22 protein-coding genes are annotated in these 23,866 nt (G+C 69.0%); 16 read left to right on the top strand and 6 right to left on the bottom strand.

The window, feature by feature from the left end; all coding sequences use genetic code 11:
- Positions 1-45 precede the first annotated feature (45 nt).
- The gene (locus tag C447_RS15380) at positions 46-654 is read right to left on the bottom strand and encodes an undecaprenyl diphosphate synthase family protein (RefSeq protein ID WP_007695547.1); all 609 of its coding nucleotides are present in this window, start codon (positions 652-654) and stop codon (positions 46-48) included.
- Between the two features lie 688 nt (positions 655-1,342).
- Between C447_RS15380 and C447_RS15375 the strand changes: the two genes are divergently transcribed.
- Positions 1,343-2,704 (top strand): DUF92 domain-containing protein, encoded by a 1,362-nt coding sequence (locus tag C447_RS15375; RefSeq protein WP_049904562.1) that lies wholly within the window; start codon positions 1,343-1,345, stop codon positions 2,702-2,704.
- A complete protein-coding gene (locus tag C447_RS15370) occupies positions 2,701-3,132 on the top strand; it encodes a GNAT family N-acetyltransferase (protein ID WP_007695542.1) in 432 nt (143 codons plus the stop codon). The genes C447_RS15375 and C447_RS15370 overlap by 4 nt, the downstream gene beginning before the upstream one ends.
- Here C447_RS15370 and dnaG read toward each other — a convergent pair.
- A complete protein-coding gene (gene dnaG / locus C447_RS15365; protein WP_007695536.1) occupies positions 3,093-4,562 on the bottom strand; it encodes a DNA primase DnaG in 1,470 nt (489 codons plus the stop codon). The two genes, C447_RS15370 and dnaG, sit on opposite strands and share 40 nt — an antisense overlap.
- 225 nt (positions 4,563-4,787) lie before the next feature.
- On the opposite strand from dnaG, the gene C447_RS15360 reads away from it, so the two are divergent.
- The 3 genes from C447_RS15360 to C447_RS15350 all read left to right on the top strand — a co-directional run bounded on the left by C447_RS15360 (position 4,788) and on the right by C447_RS15350 (position 7,655).
- Complete coding sequence (locus C447_RS15360) at positions 4,788-5,447, top strand: HAD family hydrolase (protein WP_007695534.1); 660 nt, start codon at positions 4,788-4,790, stop codon at positions 5,445-5,447.
- 407 nt (positions 5,448-5,854) lie between these two features.
- Positions 5,855-6,790, top strand: a complete 936-nt coding sequence (locus C447_RS15355; protein ID WP_049904561.1) for an A24 family peptidase — start codon at positions 5,855-5,857, stop codon at positions 6,788-6,790.
- A gap of 163 nt (positions 6,791-6,953) precedes the next feature.
- Positions 6,954-7,655 (top strand): DUF5828 family protein, encoded by a 702-nt coding sequence (locus C447_RS15350; protein ID WP_007695524.1) that lies wholly within the window; start codon positions 6,954-6,956, stop codon positions 7,653-7,655.
- On the opposite strand, the gene C447_RS15345 is transcribed toward C447_RS15350, so the two are convergent.
- Positions 7,652-9,040, bottom strand: a complete 1,389-nt coding sequence (locus C447_RS15345) for a hemolysin family protein (protein WP_007695514.1) — start codon at positions 9,038-9,040, stop codon at positions 7,652-7,654. The two genes, C447_RS15350 and C447_RS15345, sit on opposite strands and share 4 nt — an antisense overlap.
- 88 nt (positions 9,041-9,128) lie before the next feature.
- Here C447_RS15345 and C447_RS15340 point away from each other — a divergent pair, with 88 nt between their 5' ends.
- From C447_RS15340 to C447_RS15330, 3 genes are read left to right on the top strand one after another with little or no spacing between them, the layout of a single operon-like run.
- Positions 9,129-9,401, top strand: coding sequence for a glutathione S-transferase N-terminal domain-containing protein (locus tag C447_RS15340; RefSeq protein ID WP_007695512.1), 273 nt, complete (start codon positions 9,129-9,131; stop codon positions 9,399-9,401).
- A complete protein-coding gene (locus C447_RS15335; protein WP_007695510.1) occupies positions 9,401-9,907 on the top strand; it encodes a redoxin domain-containing protein in 507 nt (168 codons plus the stop codon). The genes C447_RS15340 and C447_RS15335 overlap by 1 nt, the downstream gene beginning before the upstream one ends.
- Positions 9,907-10,494 carry an L-threonylcarbamoyladenylate synthase gene (locus C447_RS15330; protein ID WP_007695508.1) on the top strand — a complete coding sequence of 196 codons (588 nt, stop codon included), beginning with the start codon at positions 9,907-9,909 and terminating at the stop codon, positions 10,492-10,494. The genes C447_RS15335 and C447_RS15330 overlap by 1 nt, the downstream gene beginning before the upstream one ends.
- Here the strand turns inward: C447_RS15330 and C447_RS15325 are convergent.
- A complete protein-coding gene (locus tag C447_RS15325) occupies positions 10,491-11,153 on the bottom strand; it encodes a CRISPR-associated protein Cas4 (protein WP_007695506.1) in 663 nt (220 codons plus the stop codon). The two genes, C447_RS15330 and C447_RS15325, sit on opposite strands and share 4 nt — an antisense overlap.
- A 134-nt stretch (positions 11,154-11,287) precedes the next feature.
- Here C447_RS15325 and hemC point away from each other — a divergent pair, with 134 nt between their 5' ends.
- The 5 genes from hemC (at position 11,288) to C447_RS15300 (ending at position 16,687) form a co-directional block, all read left to right on the top strand.
- Positions 11,288-12,412, top strand: a complete 1,125-nt coding sequence (gene hemC, locus C447_RS15320; RefSeq protein ID WP_007695504.1) for a hydroxymethylbilane synthase — start codon at positions 11,288-11,290, stop codon at positions 12,410-12,412.
- Positions 12,409-13,149, top strand: a complete 741-nt coding sequence (gene cobA / locus C447_RS15315) for a uroporphyrinogen-III C-methyltransferase (RefSeq protein ID WP_007695502.1) — start codon at positions 12,409-12,411, stop codon at positions 13,147-13,149. Before hemC ends, cobA begins: the two co-directional genes overlap by 4 nt.
- Before the next feature lie 2 nt (positions 13,150-13,151).
- Positions 13,152-13,871 (top strand): uroporphyrinogen-III synthase, encoded by a 720-nt coding sequence (locus C447_RS15310; RefSeq protein WP_007695500.1) that lies wholly within the window; start codon positions 13,152-13,154, stop codon positions 13,869-13,871.
- A 367-nt stretch (positions 13,872-14,238) separates the two neighbouring features.
- Positions 14,239-15,744: a 2-isopropylmalate synthase gene (locus C447_RS15305; protein ID WP_080505392.1), complete on the top strand. Its 1,506-nt coding sequence runs from the start codon at positions 14,239-14,241 to the stop codon at positions 15,742-15,744.
- An 82-nt stretch (positions 15,745-15,826) separates the two neighbouring features.
- On the top strand, positions 15,827-16,687 hold the full coding sequence (locus C447_RS15300) for a 3-hydroxyacyl-CoA dehydrogenase family protein (RefSeq protein ID WP_007695495.1): 861 nt from the start codon (positions 15,827-15,829) through the stop codon (positions 16,685-16,687).
- 28 nt (positions 16,688-16,715) lie between these two features.
- Here C447_RS15300 and C447_RS15295 read toward each other — a convergent pair whose 3' ends face one another.
- A complete protein-coding gene (locus C447_RS15295; RefSeq protein ID WP_007695493.1) occupies positions 16,716-17,717 on the bottom strand; it encodes a TatD family hydrolase in 1,002 nt (333 codons plus the stop codon).
- A gap of 119 nt (positions 17,718-17,836) precedes the next feature.
- Here C447_RS15295 and C447_RS15290 point away from each other — a divergent pair, with 119 nt between their 5' ends.
- The 3 genes from C447_RS15290 to C447_RS15280 all read left to right on the top strand — a co-directional run bounded on the left by C447_RS15290 (position 17,837) and on the right by C447_RS15280 (position 20,535).
- Complete coding sequence (locus C447_RS15290; RefSeq protein ID WP_237713427.1) at positions 17,837-18,655, top strand: alpha/beta fold hydrolase; 819 nt, start codon at positions 17,837-17,839, stop codon at positions 18,653-18,655.
- Positions 18,656-18,758: 103 nt separating this feature from the next.
- Complete coding sequence (locus C447_RS15285) at positions 18,759-19,715, top strand: VOC family protein (protein ID WP_029601940.1); 957 nt, start codon at positions 18,759-18,761, stop codon at positions 19,713-19,715.
- Between the two features lie 82 nt (positions 19,716-19,797).
- Positions 19,798-20,535 carry a hypothetical protein gene (locus tag C447_RS15280; protein ID WP_007695486.1) on the top strand — a complete coding sequence of 246 codons (738 nt, stop codon included), beginning with the start codon at positions 19,798-19,800 and terminating at the stop codon, positions 20,533-20,535.
- A gap of 69 nt (positions 20,536-20,604) precedes the next feature.
- Here the strand turns inward: C447_RS15280 and ileS are convergent, their stop codons facing one another.
- Complete coding sequence (ileS, locus tag C447_RS15275; RefSeq protein ID WP_007695484.1) at positions 20,605-23,865, bottom strand: isoleucine--tRNA ligase; 3,261 nt, start codon at positions 23,863-23,865, stop codon at positions 20,605-20,607.
- Position 23,866 lies beyond the last annotated feature (1 nt).

The following is a 23,866-nucleotide window of genomic DNA, read 5'->3' as shown; positions in this document are numbered from 1 at the left end:
GTCGCTCGTCGGCGCGAAACCCGCCTCACACGATCCCGATGAAATTCACTTGCCGTAGCGGCGCTGTCGGTTCTGGTAGTCCCGGAGCGCCCGGAGGTAGTCGCGCTCGCGGAAGTCCCGCCAGTTGACGTCGGTGAAGTAGAGTTCGGAGTAGACCGACTGCCAGATCATGAAATCCGAGAGACGTTCCGCACCGGTCTTGATCACGAGGTCGGGGTCGGTCGGGAAGACCAGCCGGTCCTCGATGGCGTCGCCGTCGATCTCCTCGACCGCGAGCGTCCCGGACTCGACCTCGGTGGCGACGTCCCGGACCGCCGCCGCGAACTCGTGCTTGCCGCCGAGTCCGATGCTGACCTGGATCGGGCCGTCGGCGCGCTCGGCGTCGTCGGGCCCCCGGACCGCGACCGGCCGCGGGGCCTCACACCGTTCGATCACCCGTCGGATCGTCGGCACCGCACCGGGGTCGAGCACGCTGACGTAGACCAGCACCCGCTCGGCACCGTACTCGAACGCCCACTCGAAGAAGGATTCGAGGGTCCGGTACGCGCCGCCCTCCAGCAGGTCGCGCTCGGTGATGACGACCGCCACCTGCTCGGGGAGCGGCGCGTCGTTTCGGCGAACCCGCGCAGCGAGATACCGGTCGTAGAGTCCCACAGCGAGGTGTAGTGGTGATGTGGCCTAAATCATACGACTCGAAACGGTGGTGGACGTATCGGATCTGGGCTGTCGTTCCTCGTCGACTCTCAGACGTTCTCCTCGTCGCTCGGTTTTCGCTCCTGTCCGTACTGCTTCGTTCGCATTGCTGTTCGCACCGCTCCATCCGAACTCCTGTTCGTACTACTTCACCTGAACTCCTGTTCGTACTACTTCACCCGAACTCCTGTCCGCACCGCTCCGTCCGCATTCCTGTCCGGACCGCTTCGCCCGCCGCTTACCCGATGCAAATGAGAACCGCAACCGCACCGCCCCGCGACAGCCACGAACCTCCCCAACCGACTGCGCGCCTCGCTCGTTGCACTCGCTGCGGTGCTCATCCACCGTCGGAGCGAAGCTCCGACGAGCCTGCGCTCGCGCTGCTCGCGCGGACCTCGCACAGTGTCCGCGGTCGGCGCTCGTTTCACTCGCGCACGACCGCGAGCGCGCGCCACAGCATCCGTACCGCTTCCGTACCGCCGACCGCACCGCCGGCGGCTGTGTCGGAGCCATCGCGCCGTTCCGTGGGTTCGTGTCATCATCACCGTGCGTTCTGTCGTGCGGATCGACTCGATCGCGAGGCGTGGCGCTCTCTCACCTTCGGGAGGGTTAAGTGGTCATCGGCGAAAAGACGGCCAGTGACCGGGCAGTGAATCGAAGAGTTCGGCGGGCGGGCGGGTTCGCGGTCGTGGGCGCGCTCGCGCTCGCGGCCCCGGCTCTCGGACCCGCGAGCGCCGCGCCGTTCGTCGTCGTCGCGGGGCTCGCGGCGTTCGTCGTCGACGACGGTCCCGTGTTCGAGGTGTTCGCCCGCCCCGGCGAGCACGAGGAGCACACGCTCTACGGGCTGGTTGGCTTCTCGCTCGCCGCCGCCGGGCTCGGCCTGTTGGTCGCGCTGTTCGACCTCCCGCTCTCGGTGTTCCTCGTGAGCGTCCTCGTCCTCTCGGCGGGCGACCTCGCGGAAGCGGTGGCCGAGGGCTATCGCTCGGCGGCGTTCGCCACGACGGCGTTCGTCGTCGTCGGGGCCGCCGCGGGGCTCGCCGGCCAACTTCTCGTCGGCCTCGCGACTCCCGACCTCGCTTCGCGTCCCGCGTTCGTGGCCTTCCTCGCTGCGAGCGCCGCGCTCGTCGCCGCCCTGGTTCGGACGGCGCTCTCCCCGCGCGACGACGCGCTGGTGCTGTTCTCGGCTGGCTTGACGGTCTGGCTTCTCACCGCGCTCCCGATAGATCCCTCGCCGGCGAAGGTCCTCGCCGCGGTCGTGGTCTCGGCGGGCTTCGGCGGGCTGGCCTACGCGCTCGGGGTCGCCTCCGTCTCGGGGATGCTGACGGGTGTGCTCGCGGCGCTCGTGATGGTGGTGCTCGGCGGCTTCGGCTGGTTCGCGCTCCTGATCGCCTTCTTCGGCGTCGGCGGTCTCTCGACCCGGTTCGGCTACGACCGAAAGCAGGAGCGCGGTCTGGCCGAGGCCAACGGCGGCGCGCGCGGGAGCGCCAACGTCCTCGCGAACGCGGCGGTCGCGCTCGCGGCGGTCGTCGGCTACGCCGCGAGCCCGCTGTTCTCGATGCCGCGCGCGATATTCCTCTACGTCTTCGCGGGTTCGCTCGCCGCCGCGATGGCCGACACCCTTTCGAGCGAGGTCGGCGGGCTGTTCGACACCCCACGGCTCGTCACGACGCTCGAACCCGTTCCCCCTGGCACCGACGGCGGCGTGACGTGGCAGGGCGGACTCGCGGGGGTCGGCGGCGCGGCGCTGGTCGCGGGCCTCGCCGTGCTCGCGCTCGGGACCTCGCCCGCGGGCGCGCTCGTCATCTGTGCCGCGGGCGTCGTCGGTACGCTGGTCGACAGCCTCCTCGGTGCGCTCGTCGAGAACCACCGGATCGACGCCGTCGTGGGTCGACTCGCCCCCGACCTCGGCGAGCGCCGCGTCGGCAACACCGCCGTGAACTTCCTCACGACCCTCATCGCCGCGGTCGTGTGTGCGGCGCTCGCGGTCGTCGTCGGCCTCGCCCCGCTGTGACCCACGTCCGACCCGCCACGCTCGCCGACCGCCCCGCGCTCCGCGCCATTCAGGCGGCGTCGCTCGACTCACCCCAACCCTCGCTCCTCGATGCCGGGCTCCGCGGTGCGGCCACCGTGCTCGTCGCCGGCCGGGAGCCGACGGGCTACGCGCTCGCGGTCGGTCGTCGTCCCACCGACCTCGTGGAACTCGCGGTCGCGCCCGACCACCGGAACGCGGGCCGTGGCTCGGCGCTCCTCGAATCCCTCCTCGCCCGCGGGGGCGCGTTTCGACTCACCGTCCGGGCGGACGACGAACGCGCTCGGCGCTTCTACGAACGGCACGGGTTTCGGCTCGAAAAATCACTTCCCGGCTACTACGACGACGGCGACGGGCTTCGCCTCGTCCGTCAACCCGATTCGGCGTCGGACGACGCCGCCGAGAGCTGACCCGCGGTCCTGATCCGGACGTCGGTGGGCTGTTTGACGAACTCGCCCGTCGTGCGGGCGACGACCTGCCCGACCCCGCGCTGGGCCGCCACGTCGAGTACGCGTTGGGTGAGTTCGCCGTCGAGGACGACGGTCGCGGGAACCGCCGACCCCTCGGCGAGCGCGTCGAACGTCTCGCCCGCCTCGACCTCCGCGAGCACCGCGAACTCGCCGTCCAGCAGGCGAGCGAGCCCGGTCTCGTCGCCGATGACGTGCTCGACGTGGCCGCCGAGCGTGGTCGGTTCGTCGGACTCGTCGGCCACCGATTCGTCTCCACCCTCGTCCTCGGCGCTCTCGGCCGATTCCCGGTCGGTCTCGGCGGCCACCTCCTTCCTCTCTCCCGTGCCCGCAGTCGGGTCCGGATCCGACTCCGACGCGTCCGTTTCAGCGGTCGAGGTCGGTTCGGCCGGTTCGGCGGTCGGGGCTGGCTCGGGCTCCGAGGACGGCGCTTCGGCGGGTTCGGCGCGCGGCGCGGGCTCGACGGTCGGTTCGTCGGCCGCGGGGTGGGGGGTCGATTCGTGCTCGGGCATCGGCGGCGCGGGTCGGGCGCTCCCGTCGGTCGCGGCGACCGCCTCGCGGGGGTTCCCCGCCTCGACCACGAGGTCGTGGGCGACCTTCTCGCGCAGCGCCGACAACGCCTCCTCGCGCGAGAGGTCCTCGACGCTCTTGCCGGCGGGCGCGACCGCGACGTAGTCGACGTCGCCGACCTGGGTCAACTCCTTCAGGATCAGGTCGCCGCCGCGGTCGCCGTCGAGGAACGCGGTCGTCGTTCGATGGCCGGTGAGTTCGGCCACGGCGTCGGGGACGTTGGTGCCCTCGACCGCCACGGCGTTCTTGACGCCGTAGCCGAGCAGGGTGAGGACGTCGGCACGGCCCTCGACGACGATGACCGCATCGCCCTCGGCGACCCGCGGCCCGGCGGGGAGCCCCTCGTAGGTCGTGATATCGCCGGTGCGGGCGCTCTCGCGAACCGCGTCGATGATCTCGGCCGAACTCATCGTACTCTCCTCGAACGCGCCGAGCAGCGACTTCGCCCGCTCGACCACCGTCCGACGCTTCGCGGCCCGGACGTCCTCGATCCGTTCGACCGAGACCGTCGAACGACACGGCCCGATGCGTTCGATCGTTTCGAGCGACGCACCGAGGATCGCGGTCTCGACCTTGTCGAGCCCGCTCGCGATCGTGATACGGCCGAACGACTGGCCGTTCTGGGAGTTGATACTGACGTCGATCCGGCCGACCTTCGAGGACTGTTGGAGCCCCCGCAGGTCGAGGTCGTCGCCGAGGAGTCCCTCGGTCTGTCCGAAGATCGCGCCGACGACGTCGTTCCGTTCGACCACCCCCTCGGCGGTCACGTCCGCGTGAATCAGGTATTTGTCTGTGTCCTCCATGAGTGAGTGAACTGCCCCGTGGGGGGCTGGGTAGTGATTGTGATGATCGTGATCACTGATGCACATGTGAGTGGGCGATCGCGACGGATATACCTACCGCCCCGCGGTTTCTCGTCTCCTCACGCCCCGTTCGTAGCCCGATGGTCGTCCGATAGCCGTCGGAATCCGGTGGTTGGTACCGCGACACAACTGATTTATCCTCGACCGCCGTAGCCGGCCACCTCGATGGACCCCACCGGGTACGACTTCTGGCTCTGCGACCTCGACGGCACGCTCGTCGACGTCGAACCGGACTACGTCCGCCGGCTGCTCGACCGCGTGGGCGAGCGCCTCGACCGACCGTTCACCGACCACGAGGTCGAGACGCTCTGGCACGGCCTCGCCGGCCAGCGAAACGCCCTGCTCCGGTCGTGGGACGTGGACGTCGAGCGGTTCTGGGAGACCCTCCACGACCTCGAGGACCCGACGGCCCGCGCCGCCGCGACCTACCTCCACGACGACGCCCGCGCGTTTCTCGACGCCCTCGATTCGCCCGTCGGGATCGTCACCCACTGCCAGCGCTACCTCACGGAGCCGGTCCTCGCCCATCTCGACCTCGACGACCGCTTCGACACCGTGGTCTGCTGTACGGGCGAGATCGGCTGGAAGCCCGACCCGGCCCCCGTCGAACTCGCCATCGACGAGATGGGTGTTTCGGGTCGCGGCGCGCTCGTCGGCGACGGCGCACACGACGTCGGCGCGGCCTGGAACGCCGGCCTCGACGGGGTCCACCTCGAACGCCACGGCCACACCCGCCGCGGTCGCTGCGTTCGGGCCGACCACCACTTGGGGGACCTCCACTTTTCACCGAGGAGTGGTTCGCCCACAGCGAACCCGACGAGGTGAAACCTGTCTTCGTGACCGCGGAGGGCGAACGAAGCCGTTCGAAACGTGGAGGGCGTTTCGCGATGCCGAAACCGCTTCGCGTTTTCGAGCAGCTCGGAAGGAGCGAAGCGTGTTCCGGGGTTCGGCCCTCGCCCTTCATCCACCAGGAACCGCCCCGCAATCGCCGCCCCGGCTCGCTGTCGCTCACGGTTCACTCCGTTCACCGTTCGCATCGAGGTACGAGCACCTCGCTCCCGCTCGCCGAGACGCCAGGACGCACCCACCGCAGCACCGCACCCACCGCTGCCGCGACCGCACCGCAGCACGGCCGACCGCACCGCGCCCGCCACGGCGCGGCTGCTGCCACTCGTGCCCGCGCCCGGTTCGAGTAGAGTAAGAGCTATGTGCTATCGCTCGTCCCGTTCACCGTGAACGGGGTCACCGATCTCCTTCGCCTGCTCGCGCTCCCGGTGCTCGCGTGGGCCGCCGCTCGCGACCTCCGGACCCGCCGCGTGCCGAACCGGACGTGGCTCCCCCTGGTGGCGTTCGGTGCCGTCCTGCTCGCGTGGGACGCCTGGGACACCGCCGCCCCCGGGTTGTTCGCCCTCCAGGTGGCGGTCGGCGTCGGCGTGGTCGCGCCGCTCGGCTTCGCGTTCTGGTGGCTCGGCGCGTTCGGCGGCGCGGACGCGAAGGCGCTCGCCGCGGTCTGCGTGCTCTTTCCCCTCCCGCCTGCCTATCTCGTCGGCGCGACGACCCTCCCGCTCTCGCCGGTCAGCGGGGCCTTCCCGCTCTCGATACTCACCGACGCGGTGTTGCTCGCCGGTTTCGTCCCCCTCTTCCTGTTCGTCCGAAACGCGCTCGCGGGTCGGCTCTCGCTCGCGGGGTTCGTCGGCCGTCCCGTCGATTGGCGTGCGCTTCCCACGACCCACGGCCGGCTGCTCGCCCGCCCCAACGGGCTCGATGCCGGTCTCGACCTCGACGCCCTCCGAATGTACCTCGCGTGGCGCGGCGAGCGCCTCCGGGACCTCCGGGCCACACCCGACCGCGCCCGCGACCCCGCGAGCCTCCCCGCCGAGCCACACCCGCCCGGCGACGGTGCCGTCGGACCGGTCACGGACGGCGGGCGGACGGCCACCCGTGCCGACCAGTGGGGGGCGGCGGCGTTCCTCGACGGCCTCGACGGCGACGCCTACGGAACCACGCCGACCGGCCTCCGGGGGGCGCTCGATGCGATCGTCGCTCGCGAGCGCCTCTGGGTGTCGCCGGGGATCCCCTTCCTCGTCGCGCTGTTCGCGGGGCTCTGTCTCGCGCTCGTCTACGGCGACCTGCTCTATACGGTCGTCGACGGCCTCGGTCTTCTGTAGCCGGCGACCGCCACGGGAACGTTTAAACGGTGGCTTGACCTACGGCCCGCCGATGAACCGAACGCGTCGCACGGCGACCCCCGCCGGGGCGAGGCAGGGACGGGACGAACACGCGCCGGCCTCGCGGCCAGCAGTCGAGCCGCGGGCCCCTCACGGACTGTAGATGGAAGAGAGTATCTCGGGATTCAAGGAGCGGGGTGGATGGCACGACATCGTCGAGCACGGCGAGCGGATCACGAACGCGCTCGTGGAGTTCGGTGCCGGCGACGGCGAGGCCTTCACGGAGTGGGACGAGTGGCGACCGAAGAACCACGAGCGCCTCGACGAGGACGTCAACCAGAAGACCGCCGAGCAGGCGAGCATCGACGAGGGTGCGGGCGAGCGCGCCGGCAAGGACCCGAACGACGACCTTCGGAGCGCCGGCGAGATGCTCTCGGCGTCCGCCGACCACATCGACGAACCGGACGAGGTCGCCGAGTCGGTCGCCGATTCGGTCGAGTACGTCGCACGGGCGGCGGATTCGGTGGGCCGGAAGGCCGTCCGGGCCGTCGAGGACACGGTCTATCGCAACGTGATGACACAGGTCGCCCCCTACTACTTCGACAACGAACTCGTGAGCGCGAACCTCCAGCGCACCGACGGCGCGCGCGACGGCGAGTACGCGGGCTACGTCTTCGAGGTCAACGTCAACGACGACGAACTCAAGGACGAGGTCTCGGAGCGCCTCGCGGAGTACGAGGACCGGGTCGACCGCTGGCACGTCACCACCGAGAAACGGACCGAGATGGCCGAGGCCGCCGAGGGTATCGAGGCCCCCGAACCAGAACCCGAACGTGAGCGGGACACCGACTTCACCACCAACTAATCCTCGCCGACGTCGGCCTCGACCTGGTTGGCGTCCGTCCCGTCCATCTCCGAGTCGGGTAGTCGGTGGACCCGCGCGGTGGTGATACGGGTGTTCTCGACCGACTCGACGGTTATCTCGACCTCCTCGTACTCGATGGTCTCGCCCTCCTCGACGAGCCGGCCCGCCCGGTTGAAGATGAAGCCCGCGATCGTCTCGAACTCCTCGCCCTCGGGGAGTTCGATCCCGAGGGCGTCGTTGACGTCCTCGATGTTGACCTCGCCGGCCACCAACACCGTGTCGTCGTCGATGACCTCGACGGGTTCGCGTTCGCCGCCCTCCAGGATCTCGCCTACGATCTCCTCGATCATGTCCTCGACCGAGACGATCCCCTCGGTGGTGCCGAACTCGTCGATCACGATCGCGATCCGGAGGCGGTCGGCGCGCATCTCGCGCAGGAGTTCGTCGACGTTCTTGGACTCGGGAACGTGGAGCGTCGGCTCGATCATGTCCCGGAGTCCGAGGTCGCGCGACTCGCCGTAGTTGTCCTCCCGGACGAGGTCGCGGATGTTCACGGTACCGATGGCGTTGTCGAGGTCACCCTCGTAGACCAGGATACGGGCGTGACCGCTGTGGATACACGTCTCGATCGCCTCGTCCACGGTGGAATCGGCGTCCACCGCGGTGACGTCGAGCCGGGGCGTCATCACCTCCTTCGCGATGGTGTTGTTGAACCGGAAGATCCGCTGGAGCATCTCGCGTTCGTCCTCCTTGATCACGCCCTCGCGGCCGCCGGTCTCGATCATGCCCTGGATCTCGTCACGGGTCACGTACGAGGTCTCGATCGCCGTCCCGCCGCCGGTGACGCGATTGACCTGACGGGTGAGGTAATCGAACAGTATCACCAGCGGGAGGAGGACGTACTGGGCGTACAACAGCGGGCGCGAGACCGTGAGCGCCCACGATTCGGGATTCTCGACTGCGTAGGACTTCGGCGTGCTCTCGCCGAAGAGCAGGACGAGCGCGGTGATGCCGAACGTCGAGACCGCGACCGCCGCCCCCTGCGAGAGGTAGATCGCGAGCAGCCCCGTCGAGATCGAGGTCATCGCGATGTTGACGAGGTTGTTGCCGACCAGGATCGTCACCAGGAGGCGATGCGGGTCGGATTTGAGCCGCTGCATCGTCTCCGCACCTGGTTTGCCCTCCTCGACCAGGGCCTCCATCCGGTGGGAGGCCAGCGAGAACATCGCGAGCTCGGACGACGAGAAGAAGGCCGACAGCCCGATCAACACCACGATGACGACGACGCCGATCGCCGTGAACGTCGTCTCCGAGAGGGAGAACCCGAGGATATCGATCTGGACCGGAACGGGTGGTACGGACGGCACGAACCGGGTGAGACTCATCAGTGTCGCCGAGTTATCCGGGCCGGGGATTAAACGTTCGCATGGGTGAGGCGAAGGGCTTAGGCGGGTCTCGTTCCAATTCGAAGCCATGAGTCAGCCGCAGACGACCGACCCGATCACCCTCTATCGGCTCCAGGCGTGCCCGTTCTGCGAGCGCGTCGTCCGCCGACTCCAGGAGCTCGACGTCGAGTACGAATCCCGGTTCATCGAGCCGCTCCACTCCGAGCGCACGGTCGTCAAGCGCGTCAGCGGCAAGCGAACCGTGCCCGCGATCGACGACCCGAACACGGGCGTGACGATGTCCGAGAGCGCGAACATCGTCGAGTACCTCGATGGAACCTACGGCGAGGGAGCCGCCTGATGCCCGACTTCGACGTGGTCGACCTCGACCCCGCCGACAACCCCGAGGCGGGCGAGGAAGCCCCGGACTTTACCCGGCCGCTCGTCAACGCGGAGTTCTGGGAGGACGTCGCGCTCTCGGAGCTCACCGCCGAGGGACCGCTCCTCCTGCTCTTTCACCCGATGGACGGCGCGTTCCCCGCGACCTACCTCTGGAACGAGGTCCGGGACCGCGGCTGGACCGACGCGGTCACCGTCGTCGGCCTCTCGGTCTCCTCGCCCTACGAGCACAAGCGACTCCTCAAAGAGCGCGGCGTCGATGCACGGCTGTTCTCCGACCCGGCGAACGGCGTCGCCGAGGAGTACGGGATCGTCAACGACCTCGACGGGATGGCGGGGGTCGAGGAGCCACGCCCCGCGGCCTTCGTGGTCGACGGCGAACGCACGATCCAGTACGCCTGGGTCGCCGCGGAGTGGCCCGACTTCCCCGACTACGACGCGATCGAGGCCGCCATCGACGACCTCTGATGGACGCACGGCGAATCGCGCGGGCGGCCGAGAGCGCCAAGAACGGCGATCTGGTGGTCTATCCGACCGAGACGGTCTACGGCCTCGGCGCGGACGCGCTCTCCGAGACGGCCGTCGAGCGCGTCTTCGAGGTGAAGGGCCGACCGCGCGACGACCCCGTGTCGTTCGGGGTCGCGAGCGTCGAGCGCGCGGCCGAGTACACCCGTCCGACCGAACGGGAGGTCGAATTCATGGAGGCGTTCCTGCCCGGCCCCGTCACCGTCGTGGTCGAGGCGGGCGGGGCGGTCCCCGAGGCGCTGACCGCCGGTCGGGACCGCGTCGGGATCCGGATCCCGGACCATCCGGTCGCGCGCGACCTCCTCCGCGAGGCCGGCCCGCTGACCGCCACGAGCGCGAACCGGAGCGGGACGGGGAGCGCGCGAACGGTCGACGAGATCGATGGATCCGTCCGCACGGCGTGCGGGGCGGTGCTCGACGTCGGCGAGCTTCCCGGCACCGAGAGCACCGTGGTCGACGTCTCGGCGGGGACGATCCACCGTCGTGGGGCGCTCGCCGACCGGATCGCGACGTGGATCGAACGGGACTAACCGAAGCCGAGCAGTGACCGGAGCGAGCGGGTCTTCACGCCGCAGTCGCCACGGTACTCACAGGACTCACACTTCTCGGTGTCCGTGAGGCGCGGCGGCGGGCCGTCGATCGAATCGAGCACGTGAACCGTGGCGCGGTAGGCGGCCTTCCGCCGGGTCGTGAGTCGGACCTCGCGGACGACCCCGTAGGTCGGATACTCCACGAACGCCCGCTCGATAGGGGCTTCGCGCTCCCACGCGAGGGCTTTCGCCGCCGCGACGGCGTGGACTGTCTGTGGATGCCAGACACCGTTCTCCGGCGGGCTGCCGGCCGAGACCAGCGACGGTACCGGCGGATCGAGGTCGAGGACCTTGTGGGCGATCCCGCGGGACTCCTTGCCGTCGAGGAACACGTCACGCTCCGAGGGGTGACGGAGTTCGTCGAAGGCGTCGAAACGGGCCTTCGCACAGGAGAGGTTCGTTCTGAACTGGGTCGGCGTGACCGCGATCGGCTCGGTCGCCAGGTCCGCGTCATCGAGCAACTCCTCGTATCGGAAGGCGAGCTCGCGACGCGTCTCGACCTCGGGCGGCGGGTCGCGGTCGTCCTCCTGCCAGCGATAGTAGCATTGCCGCGGGCAGTACGCCGCGGTCCTGAGGTCGCTGAACGCGTGCTTCGACATACCGTGGGTGGCCCCGGTATCCGGTATAAACGCTCGCCCGCATCCGATCCGTCGAGTCGGCCATCGAAGGGCGTCGTGGGGTGGTGACTGGCGTCTCTCGAAGGGGGTTTGAACCCCGACCCCCGAGTCGGGGTATGAACACGCGCGAGGACACCGTTCGGCTGGCGACGCGGGGCTCCGACCTCGCGCTCCGGCAGGCGACCGCCGTCAAGGACCGACTCGAAACCCGCCGCCGCACGGTCGAACTCGTCGAGGTCGAGACGACCGGCGACCAGCTCCGCGACGACCTGATCCGTCGACTCGGGAAGACCGGCGCGTTCGCCCGCGCGCTCGACGAGGCGATCCTCGACGGCGACTGCGACGCCGCGGTCCACTCGATGAAGGACGTTCCCACCGAGGCCATGGACGACCTCGTGGTCGCGGGGATCCCCGAACGCGCCACGGCGGGCGACCTGCTCGTCACGCCCGACGGAACCCCTTTCTCCGAGCTTCCCGAGGGAGCCACCGTCGGGACCGCGAGCCTCCGACGGAAGGCCGAACTCCTCGCCGCCCGGCCCGACCTCGACGTGCTCGGGGTCCGCGGCAACGTCGACACCCGGATCGAGAAGCTCCTCGCGCCCCATCGCCAGCGCGAGCACGAACGACGGGTCGAGGCGGCCGAGGACGGCGAGGAGAGCGAAGACGACGCGGACGGCGGGGATGAAGAAATGGACTTCGAACGAACCCCACAGGAGTGGTTCGAGGGGCTGACCGAGATCGAACGGCGCTCGCTCGAACGCGAGGTCGACGACGAGTTCGACGCGATCGTGCTCGCGGCGGCGGGGCTCGAACGGATCGGTCTCGACCGCCACGTCCACACGGAGGAACTCCCCCCCGAGCAGTTCGTCCCGGCCCCCGGTCAGGGGGCGATCGCGGTGACGGCGCACGACGACGCGTTCGCGACGACGCTGAACGACGCGCTCGACCACCCCCGAACCAGGGTCGAGACCACCGTCGAGCGGGTAGTGCTGGAAGAACTCGGCGGCGGGTGCGTCGCGCCGATGGGAGCGTACGCGGTGCTCGAAGGCGGCTACGTCCACACCTCGGTGCGAGTGCTGAGCGAGGACGGCACCGAGGAGGTCTCGGCGACGCGCGACCTCCCGGTCGAGCGCCATCCGGAGGCCGCACGCGACCTCGCGGCGGAACTGGCCGACGACGGCGCGGCCGAGCTTATCGAACGGGCGCGCGACGCCGACGAGGAGGCGAAACGGGCGACATGACCGGAACCGTCCACCTCGTCGGGAGCGGCCCCGGCGACCCGGAACTCCTCACGATCAAGGCCCGCAGACTCATCGACGAGGCCGACGTGGTGCTCCACGACAAGCTCCCGGGTCCCGAGATCCTCTCGACCATCCCCGAGGGCAAACGCGAGGACGTCGGCAAGCGTGCGGGCGGCGAACGAACGAGCCAGGAGTACACCAACGACCGGCTGGTCGAACTCGCCCAGGATGGGAACGAGGTGGTACGGCTGAAGGGCGGCGACCCGTTCGTCTTCGGTCGCGGCGGCGAGGAGATGAGCCACCTCGCCGCGAACGGGGTCGACTTCGACGTGGTGCCCGGGATCTCCTCGGCGTTCGCGGGCCCCGAACTCGCCGGCATCCCCACCACCCACCGCGACCACGCCTCCTGTGTCTCCTTCGTGACTGGTCACGAGGACCCGACGAAGGACGAGTCCGCGGTGGACTGGGGCGCGCTCGCCGCTACCGGTGGTACCATCGTGGTGCTGATGGGCGTCGGCAAACTCCCGGACTACACAGCCGCGCTCCGCGAGGCCGGCATGGATTCAGCGACTCCAGTCGCGCTGGTCGAGCGTGCGAGCCGTCCCGAGCAACGCGTCGTCACCGGCACGCTCTCGACTATCGTCGAGGTCACCGAGGAGACCGGCATCGAACCGCCCGCCATCACCGTGATCGGCGGGGTCGTGAGCGAGCGCGAGACGCTCGCCGAGTCCGCCTAATCATGAAGGTCGCCGTCTTTCGCCCCGACGACGACCGCCTCGCGCGGGCGGTCTCGCTGCTCGACTCGCTCGGCGTCGAGCCCGTGCCGGATCCGATGCTCGCGGTCGAGGCCACGGGGACCGCCCCGCGCGAGGACAGCGACTACACTGTCGTGACGAGCAAAACGGGCGTCGAGCTCGCGGCCGAGGCGGGGTGGGAACCGTCGGGAACGGTGTGCGCCATCGGCGACGCGACCGCCGCGGCGCTCCGCGCGGCGGGGTATCCCGTGGACCTGGTTCCCGAGGAGTTCTCCTCGGTCGGACTCGTGGCGGCGCTCGAAGACCGGGTCGCGGGCGCGCGCTGCGAGGTCGCCCGGAGCAACCACGGCTCGCCGGTGCTCACGAACGGCCTCGAACGCGCCGGCGCGTACGTCCACGAGACGGTCCTCTACGAACTCGTCACGCCACCCGGGGCGGGCGAGTCGGCGACGCTCGCGGCGGCGGGCGACCTCGACGGTGCGGTGTTCACCTCCTCGCTGACGGTCGAGAACTTCCTCGCGGCGGCCGACGAACGCGGGGTGCGGGCGGCGGCGGTCGCGGGGCTGGAGGAGTGCGTGGTCGGGACCATCGGCGAGCCGACCCGCGCGACCGCCGAGCGCGAGGGGATCCCGGTGGACGTGGTCCCCGAGACGGCGGATTTCGAGGTGCTCGCGCGGGCCGTCGTCGAACGGCTTTCGAATTAGGTTCTCGTTGTTCAGCTCTTCTCGGTTCTCGATTTTCCAATGATCTCTGGGTAGCTGATTCGCTGTTGGCAAATCCCGATTCAAACGAGAGACCGCTTCCGCCACCGCCCCGCGCCACGTGCCTCCCCAGCCGATTCGCTCCTTCGCTTCGCTCAGTCGCTCACCCCTCGCGCGAGTCGCACGCTCCGCGTGCTCCCGCGCGCCGACCCCAGTACCGCACTACTGCAGTACCGCCGCTTCACCGTCGACTTCGTATCCGACCACGTCATCGACTACCGTGGCACAGAACCGCGCCCACAGCAACATCTGTCACAACACGCCGGTTTAAGTCGGTGCCGTGCGGCGGTGTGAATGGCTATCATGACCGGTGAACGTTTTATTCGGGGGCTCCCCCGAAACCACTCCGCTGTCCGATACTGACGCACAGTTTCTCGATACGACGCTTCGCGATGGGGAACAGGCCCCCGGCGTGTCGCTCTCGCCCGACGAGAAGGTCGAGATCGCACGCAAGCTCGACGCAAGCGGCGTCTCGGTGATCGAAGCCGGGAGCGCCTGCACCGGCGCGGGCGAGCGCGAGACCATCTCGCGGGTCGCCCAGTCGAACCCCGACGCGCGGGTCACGAGCTTCTGCCGGGGCATCCGCTCCGACATCGACCTCGCGCTCGACTGCGGCGTCGACGGGGTCAACCTCGTGGTGCCCGCGAGCCAGCGCCACATCGAGCGAAAGGTCGGCACCACCCGCGGGGGTGTCGTCGAGACGGCCGTCGAACTCACCGAGTACGCCCGCGACCACGGTCTCTGGGTCGAGGTGCTCGGCGAGGACGGGAGCCGCGCCGACACCGAGTTCCTCACGGAGCTCATGGGTGCGGCACTCGATGCGGGCGCGGACCGCGTCTGCTACTGCGATACGGTGGGCTATGCGACCCCCGAGCGAACGATGGAGGCCGTCTCGGCGCTCGCCGAACTCGGACCGACGAGCACCCACACCCACGACGATTTGGGCCTCGCGGTGACGAACGCGCTGGCCTCGCTCGCGGCGGGGGCCGACCTCGTCCACACGACGGTCAACGGGATCGGCGAGCGCGCGGGCAACGTCGCGCTCGAAGAGGTCGCCATCGCGCTCGCCGAGGGCTACGGCGTCGAAACCGTCGATACCACCGCCCTCTACGACCTCGCGCGAACCGTCGCGGACTTCACGGGGATCCCGCTCGCGCCGAACAAAGCCGTCGTGGGCGAGAACGCCTTCACCCACGAGTCGGGGATCCACACCGACGGCCAGCTGAAGGACGACGCGATGTACGAGCCCTACCCACCCGAACGGGTGGGGCGAGACCGACGGCTCGCGCTCGGCAAACACGCGGGCCGTGCGGGCGTCGAGGCCGCTCTCGCCGAACACCAGATCGAGGTGACCGACGACGAACTCGCGGAGGTCACGGACCGAGTGACCGACCTCGGCGACACCGGCAAGCGCGTCACCGACGCCGACGTGCTCGCGCTCGCCGAGACGGTCCAGGGCCGCGAACGCGAGCGTCGGGTCGAGCTCGAAGACCTCACCGCGGCCAGCGGCAACGGCACCCCCGCGGCGAGCGTCAAACTCCGCGTCGACGGCGAGGAGCGCACCGCGAGCGGCACCGGCAGCGGACCGGTCGACGCGGCGGTCAAGGCCGTTCGGAGCGCGCTCGGCCCGCGCGGGGACGCGACCCTCGATTCCTATCACGTCGACGCCATCACTGGCGGGACCGATGCGGTCGTCACGGTCGAGATCGAGATGACGCGCGACGATCGATCGGTGTCGGTGGCGGCCAGCGACACCGACATCACGCGCGCGAGCGTCGCGGCGATGGTCGAGGCGTTCGACCGCCTGCTCGCCTGAGTCCGCCATCTCCGCCACCGCCCCCTCCGCCCGTCCGCCACCGCATCAGCAGGCTTACGACCGCACCGTTCCGACCCGACCCATGCGAGAGCTCGATTCGATTTCAACTGTGGGCGTCGTCGGCGCGGGCACGATGGGCAACGGCATCGCCCAGGTCGCGGCGACCGCAGGTTACGACGTGGTGATGCGCGATATCGAGGACGAGTTCGTCGACCGCGGCCTCGACGCCATCGAGAGCAGCCTCGACAGACTGGTCGGGAGCGAGAAACTCTCGGAAAAAGAATCCGAGAGCGCCCGCGATCGGGTCACGGGCACCACCGACCTCGACGCGCTCGCCGACTGCGACCTCGTGGTCGAAGCCGCCGTCGAGAACATGGAGATCAAACAGGACGTCTTCGCGGATCTCGACGAGGTCGTGCCCGAGGACGTGGTGCTCGCGACCAACACCAGCACGCTCTCGGTGACCTCCATCGCGAGCGCGACCGACCGACCCGACCTCGTCGTTGGGCTGCACTTCATGAACCCCGTTCCCGTGATGAAGGGCGTCGAGTTGGTCGTCGGCGAGCACACCGACGAGGCAGTGGTCGACCTCGCCCACGGATTCGCCGAGGAACTCGGCAAGGAGACCTGGGAGTCCGACGACAAGCCCGGCTTCGTCTCGAACCGAATCTTGATGCCGTGGATCAACGAGGGGATCCGAGCCTTCGACGAGGGCGTGGCGACGAAGGCCGACATCGACCGGGGGATGAAACTCGGCACCAACGTCCCGATGGGTCCGCTCGAACTCGCCGACCACATCGGGCTCGACATCTGCCTCGACGCGACACGGACCCTCCACGACGAACTCGGCGACCGCTATACGCCCGCCTACCTCCTGAAGCGCAAGGTCGAGGCGGGCGACCTCGGGAAGAAGACCGGTCGCGGGTTCTACGGCTACGACTGAGGCTCGTGGTGGCGGCTCCCGAGCGGGCTCAGTCCGCGAGCCCGTAGACGTTCCGGGGGTTCTCGAAGACGACCTGCCGGATGTGGTCGACGTCGATCCCGAGGCGGTAGAGTTCGAGGATCGTCCGCTTGACCGAGAAGACGTCCGTGTCGAGGACGTTCGCACAGTCCGTCTCGACGAGCACCCGGTCGGGCCCGTACTCCTCGATGGCCTCGGCGACGTCGGCGGCCGTGACGCCGGTCAACCACTCGTAGCCGACGGTGAAGCTCGCATAGCAGTCCGTCTCGCCGAGCAGGTAGTCGACGTTGTTGGGGTCGGCGTGGGAGGCGACGACCTGCTCCTCCGCGAGCCCCGCCTCGCGCGCGGCGTCGAAATCGATCTCGACGGCTTCGAGCGCGGGGTTCTCGCCGGTGAGCACCGGCTCCTGGGCGAGTTCGGTGTTCAGCTCGAATCCCGGCAGTCCGACGCCCGGTCGGTAGTCCGGTCCCGTATCCCTCGCGTTCGGGGTGTGGAGGATCACCGGCAGGTCGTGCTCGTCCGCGAGCTCCATCTGGGCCCGCACGAGCTCGAACTGGGCGTCGAGCTCCCACGACTCGACGTGCTGTGTCGGGGTGACTCCCGTCTCGCCGACGGCGACGACCTCGTCGAGCCCGCAGTAGTCGGCCATCGACCCGACGAGGTCGGCCGGGTTCTCGATCCGAACGCCCGTGTGCGCCCCGAGCGCGAGCCCGGCCTCGAAGAAGTGGTCGCGCTCGATCGCCCGCCGGCGGTTGATCGCGTCGTCCCAGAGGAACCGGACGTCAGCGGCGGTCACGGGTTTGTACGGCGTCCAGTGATAGCCCGACGCGACCATCACCATCGCGCGACAGCCGGCCAGCGAGTAGCGCTCGCGGTCCGCCCAGGAGAGGGTCTGGGCGTGGGTGTGGCTGTCGATCCACGGCAGGTTGAGGAGCGCCGTCGGGAGGTCGAATTCGTCCGCCGGGAGGTGTGTCGCGTCCGTCGGGCGCTGGGTCGGGTACGATGGTGCCATGTCCGGAAGTGAGCCGGCGGGTGTTTATACGTTCAGTCCCCAGCGACGGGCTCGCCCGGACCTGCGGGGCGACGACCGGCACGAAGAATCAAATGGGTCAGTACCCTCTCTCGACCGTCATGCGATCACGGACGGTTCGCGGCGGCGATGGCGTGGAGCTCTACGTCGAGGAGACGGGTCCGTCGGACGGGCCGGCCGTCCTGTTCCTCCACGGCTACTCCCAGAGCCGGCTGTCGTGGACGAAACAGTTCGAGTCGCCCCTCGCCGACGAGTTCCGACTCGTTCGGGTGGACAATCGGGGTCACGGCCGCTCGGAGACCCCTCGCGAGAAGAGCGCCTACACCGACTCGTCGCTCTGGGCGGCGGACGTTCGCGCCGTCGTCGAGGACCTCGACGAGGTGGTCATCGTGGCGTGGTCGTACGGCTGTCTCGTCGCCCTCGATTACCTCCGCGCGTACGGAGCCGCCGACGTCGCGGGCGTGAACTTCGTCGGTATCGTCTCCGAGATGGGCACCGACGCCGCGACCGAACTCCTCGGTTCGGCCTACCTCGAACTGTTCCCCGCCCTCACCTCGGAAGACGCCGAGGAGAGCGTGCGGACGCTCGAACGATTCGTCGAACGCTCCGTCGCGGGCGACCCCGATCCGGTCGAGCGCTACTTCGTCCTCGGCTACAACGTCGTCGTCCCGCCGTTCGTCCGCGACGGGATGCGCTCGCGGAGCCTCTCACACCGGGAGACGGTCGCGGCCCTCGACGTTCCACTCCTGTTCACCCACGGCGAGGAAGACCGGATCGTCGACCCGAGGGCGGTCGAGGTCAACGCGGCCCTCGCCTCGGAGACGCGAACCTCGCTCTACGCGGACGTCGGCCACACGCCGTTCCGGGAGGCTCCCGACCGGTTCGACGAGGAACTCCGCGAGTTCGTCCGCCGGGTGTAAACTCCGCCCTCGCTGCCCACGTTGGCCGACGGCTGTCCGCCCCCTAACCGAACAATCAAAAATTACATTTAGGACACGAGCATATGTGATGGTGGACCACACCATGCCGAACATAGACGGAATCCACCACGTCACCGCGTTCTGTGACGACCCACAGGTAAACTACGACTTCTTCACGAACGTGCTCGGGCTCCGATTCGTCAAGCGCACGGTCAGATTCGACGTGCCGGAGAAGATCTACCACCTCTACTACGGCGACGAGGTGGGCACGCCCGGTTCGATCGTGACCTACTTTCCGATGACCAACATGCCGATGGAGCAGGGCGTGGTCGGGAAGGGGAAACTCCGGTCGGTCGGGCTGACCATCCCGGAGGGGTCGGTCGAGTACTGGCAGAGCCGGTTCGAGGACCACGACGTCGCCTACACGATGGACGAGCGCTTCGGCGAGACCGCCATCGAGTTCGCCGACCCCGACGGATTGCCCTACGAACTCGTGACGGGCGAGTCCGACATCGAGCCCTGGACCGAGGGCAACGACGTACCCGCCGAGCACGCCATCCGCGGGATGTACAACGCGACCATCCACTCGGCCGACCCCGCCGGCACGATGGACGTCCTCGAAGTGATGGGCTGGGATCGGATCGGGGAGGCCACCCACCCACAGCGCGGCGACCGCATCCGGTATCGAGCGCCGGGGGACGCGCCGTGTGCCGACAAAGTCGACGTGCTCGTCCGTCCGAACGCGCCCGACGGCGTGATGGGGATCGGAACCTACCTCCACGTCGCCTTCCAGGTGGAGAACAACTGGGAGCAGGACGCGGTGAGCGACCTGCTTCGCGAGAACGGCTACATCACGACGTCGCGCAAGGACCGCGACTACTTCCACTCGCGCTACATCACCGAGCCGGGCGGCTCGGTCTTCGAGTACGCGACGATGGGGCCGGGCTTCGAGATCGACCAGGACCCCGCGGAGTACGGCGACCAGCTCAAGGTGCCCGACTGGCTCGACGTCGACATCGAGCGCATCGAGGGGATGCTCCCGCCGCTCGAAACCAACTGAGCGGCCACACTCGACGGAGCCAGTCCGCGCCACCGGTTTCGAAACCGCAAAACACAGTATTCCGGCTCGAATTCGATTCGACATGGCATTTAGCGTCGGCACGGTGCTCCGCGAGTCGCTCCGACGGCTGGCGACCGGCCCCGCGCTGCTCGTCCTTCTGGCGCTCGTGGTCGTCGAGACGGCTGTCGCGCTGGTTCCGAGCGGCGGGACCGACCTCGGGCTCATCGCGGCGGGCGGGGGGGCCTCGCCCCCGCTGCTCACCGCCAGCCCGCTCCCGCTCGTCGCGAGCCTCGTCCTGCTCGTGGTCCTGCTCTACCTCTCGCTCCTCCTCGTTCGGGTCTTCGCCGACCAGTGGGGGATCGTCGAACGCCACCACCTCACCCACAACCTCGGGTTCGGCCTCCTCAACTTCCTCGGGGTGTTCGTGGTCGGCCTCGCCGCCCTCGTCATCAGACTCGTGCTCGCGGGCCTCTTCGGAATCGTCGGGCTCGCGGTCGGTTTCGTCGTGGTGGTGGTGGTCGCGGCGGCGTCGCTGTTCGCGTTCGCGTTCGTCGCGGTCGAGGACGACAACGTCGTACGGGCGTTCCGCCGGAGCTTCGGCGTGCTCGCGAACGCGCCGGTCGCGGTCGCGGGGCTGGTGGTCGTGCTCGTCCTCGTGAGCGTCGTCCTCCAACTCGTCGGCGGGCTGGTCGTCGGCGTGCTCGGCCCCGTCTCGTTCCTCGCGCCGCTGGTCAGCACGCTCGTCGACATGCTCGGGGTCGTCTTCCTCTTCATCGCGGCCGCACGGGCCTACGACCACTGGACGGCCGAGGCGGCCTGAGAACCTGCTCGCTGCTTTTCCGAACTTTCGAAAATTCGACGAACCGGTCGAGGTTCCCGCGACGGCGGCCTACGCCTGGGCTTCCACGAGCGGCTCGATGGCGATCTCCACGGTGGTATCCTCGACCTCCCACTCGCGCCGGTGGCCGTCCGCCACCTCGCCGAGCTCCTCGGCGCGAACTTCGGTCTTGATGAGCGCTTCGTGCTCGCGGACGAGGTCGGCGACCCGGTCGTCGGCGATATCGAGGTCGAGTCGGATCCGGGCTTCGAGGTCGAGGTCGAGCTCCTTGCGCATCTCCTGGACGCGCCGGATGACGTCGCGTGCGTAGCCCTCGCTCTCGATCGCCTCGGTGAGCGCGGTGTCGACGTAGACGGTGCCGCCGCCCTCGGCATCGAACGCCGCGCCCGCCACGTCGTCGGGGAGTTCGACCACGAACTCGACCATCTCGTCGGTGACCTCGACCGACTCGCCGAGCGCGTCGGCCACCGCGTCTTCGAGCGCCGCCAGCGTGGGTTCCTCGATCCGGGCCTCGTTGAGCGCGGTCATCACCTCGCCGGCTTGCTCGCCGAACGCGGGACCGAGCACCGACATGTCGGCCTCGGCGCTGTAGCGGAGTTCGGCCCACTGCTCGTCGGGGCCGACGATCTCGACGGTGCGGGCGTTGAGGCGGTCCTCGACCATCGCCGAGCGCGAGCGCACCGCGTCGGCGACCGCCCCGCTCTCGGTGTCGACGACGACGCGGGTGACGGGCCACCGAAGCTTGCGTTCGGCCTGCTGGCGCGCCGCCGAGCCGGCCTCCTCGACGCCGCGAGCCACCGCCACCTCGCGTTCGAGGTCCGGGTTTCGATAGGTTTCGTCGGGTTCGGGCCAGTCGCGCATGTGGACGGTGTCGAAGCCGTCGTCGCCGGTGAGTGTGCCGTACATGGATTCGGCGACGAACGGCGCGTAGGGCGCGAGCAACGCGACGACCTCCGAGAGCACCTCGTAGAAGGTGGCGTAGGCCGCCCGCTTCGAGTCGCTGTCGGCCTCCTCCCACATCCGCTCGCGCACGCTCTGGACGTAAAAGCGCGAGACGTCCTCGACGACGAAATCGAGCAGGGCGTTGAGCGCCCGGTCCTGCCGGAAGTCCTCCCAGCCCTCGGTCATCTCGGCCTCCACGGTCTGGAGCCGCGAGAGCACCCACTCGTCCTCTAGTTCGAGGGAAACGTCGTCGAGACTCGTTTCGGCGGCTTCGCCGCCTCCACTCCGTTGCGCCTCCGGCGCAACGCTCGGCTCGAAGCCGTCGAGACGCATGTACGGCAGCGGGAACCGAAAGACGTTCCAGAGGATGTTGAGGGTGCGCTGCATGGTCTCGGTCTCCTCCCACGAGAAGCGCATGTCGTCGCCCTGCGGGGTCACCGAGAGCAGGAACAGCCGCATCGGGTCCGTCCCGTACTTCTCGATGACCTCGCCGGGGTCGACGGTGATCCCCTTCGACTTCGACATCCCGCGGCCGTCGGGCATGTTGGCGTAGCCGTGCATCAACACCTGCTCGTAGGGGACCTCCCCGAGCGCCGTGGTCCCCATCGCGAGCTGTGACCAGAACCAGCCACGGGTCTGGTCGTGGGCCTCCATGATGAGGTCGGCCGGCCAGAGCTCCTCGAACGCCTCCTGCTCTTCGGGGTAGTCGAGCGTGCCCCACGAGGCCACCGCCGAGTCGAGCCAGACGTCGAAGACGTCGGGCACGCGGGTGTACGTCTTCCCGTCCTCGGTGATGGTCAGGTCGTCGACGGTCGGGCGGTGGAGGTCCACCGTCTCGGGGTCCACAGTCTGATCGACGCGCTCGGCGAGCTCTTCGCGGGTGGCGACCACGATCACTTCGTCCATCCCGCCGGCCCAGTCCTCCGGGGTCCAGATCGGGATCGGGATCCCCCAGTAGCGCTGGCGCGAGGCGTTCCAGTCGGGCGAACCCTCCACGAAGTCCCGGAAGCGGCCGTCGCGGGCCTCCGGGGGGTACCACTCGGAGTCCTCGATGTTCGCGAGCATCTCCTCCTTGACGTCCGTCACCGTCACGAACCACTGGTCGGTGGCGAGGAAGACGATGTCCGTATCGCACCGCCAGCACTGGCCGTAGTCGTGGGTGTAGGTCTCCTCGGCGAGCAGCGCACCCCGTTCGTCGAGGTCCGCGATGATCGCCTCGTTCGCGTCGCGAACGAACTCGCCGGCGTACTTGCCCGCGCCGTCGAGGTAGACCCCGTCGCCGCCGACCGGGCAGAAGACCGGGAGGTCGAGTTCCGAACCGCGCTCGAAGTCCTCCTGACCGTGACCGGGTGCGGAGTGAACCAGTCCTGTCCTGTCGACCTCGACGTAGTCGGCGTGATAGACCTCGAAGGCACCCTCGGTCTCGTCGCGCTCGGGGAGGACGTCCGCCAGCGGCCGCTCGTACTCCCAGCCGAGCAGCTCCTCGCCGGCCAGTTCGTCCACTACTTCGTAGTCGTCGTATCCACCCTTCTCCAGGACGTCCTCGACCACGCCGTCGGCGAGGTAGAGCACCTCGCTCTCGCCGTCCTGCGCCGCGGCTTCGCCGCTTCGCGCCTCGCTCTTCTCCGCTTGAACTTTCAGGTACTCGACGTCCTCGTCGACCGCGACGAAGGTGTTCGCGGGGATCGTCCACGGGGTCGTCGTCCAGATCACGAGGCTGCCCTCGCGGTCGGCGAGGGGGAACTTCACATATATGGAGGGGTCCTCGACCTCGTGGTACTCGACCTCGTTCTTCGCGATGGCGGTCTCACACCGGGGACACTGGGTGATCGAGCGTTTGCCCTGCTCGACGAGCCCTCGATCCGCGGCCTCGCCGAACGCCCACCACGCCGCCTCCATGTACTCGGGGTTCACCGTCCGATAGGGGTTCTCCCAGTCCATCCAGACGCCGAAGGACCTGAAGTCGCTCTGGAGGCCCTCTAGCTGCTCGTCGGCGTACTCCTTACAGGCCTCGATGAAGGGCTCCATCCCGAACTCCTCGATGTCCTTCTTGTTCTCGAAGCCGAGGTTCTCCTCCACCCGGGTCTCGATGGGGAGGCCGTGCATGTCGTAACCTGGTCTATCGGTGACGTCGTAGCCGCGCATCCGGTGCCAGCGGATGTAGGCGTCCTTCAGGGTCTTGTTCCAGGTCGTGCCCATGTGGGCCGCCCCGGAGGTGTACGGCGGGCCGTCGACGAAGAAGAAGGGTTCGGCGTCGGCGCGGTGCTCCTTGGTTTTCTCGTAGGCGTCGACTTCGTCCCAGTAGTCGAACACCCGCTCCTCGACCGCGTCGGGGTCGTACCGCTCCGCGACGTCCTCGAACCTGCTCATG

Origin of the sequence: Halococcus hamelinensis 100A6 (genome assembly GCF_000336675.1) — an archaeon.
In the GTDB taxonomy this organism is placed as follows: domain Archaea; phylum Halobacteriota; class Halobacteria; order Halobacteriales; family Halococcaceae; genus Halococcus; species Halococcus hamelinensis.
Note: the sequence above shows the minus strand (reverse complement) of the source record. Positions and strands in the feature narration are given on the sequence as shown.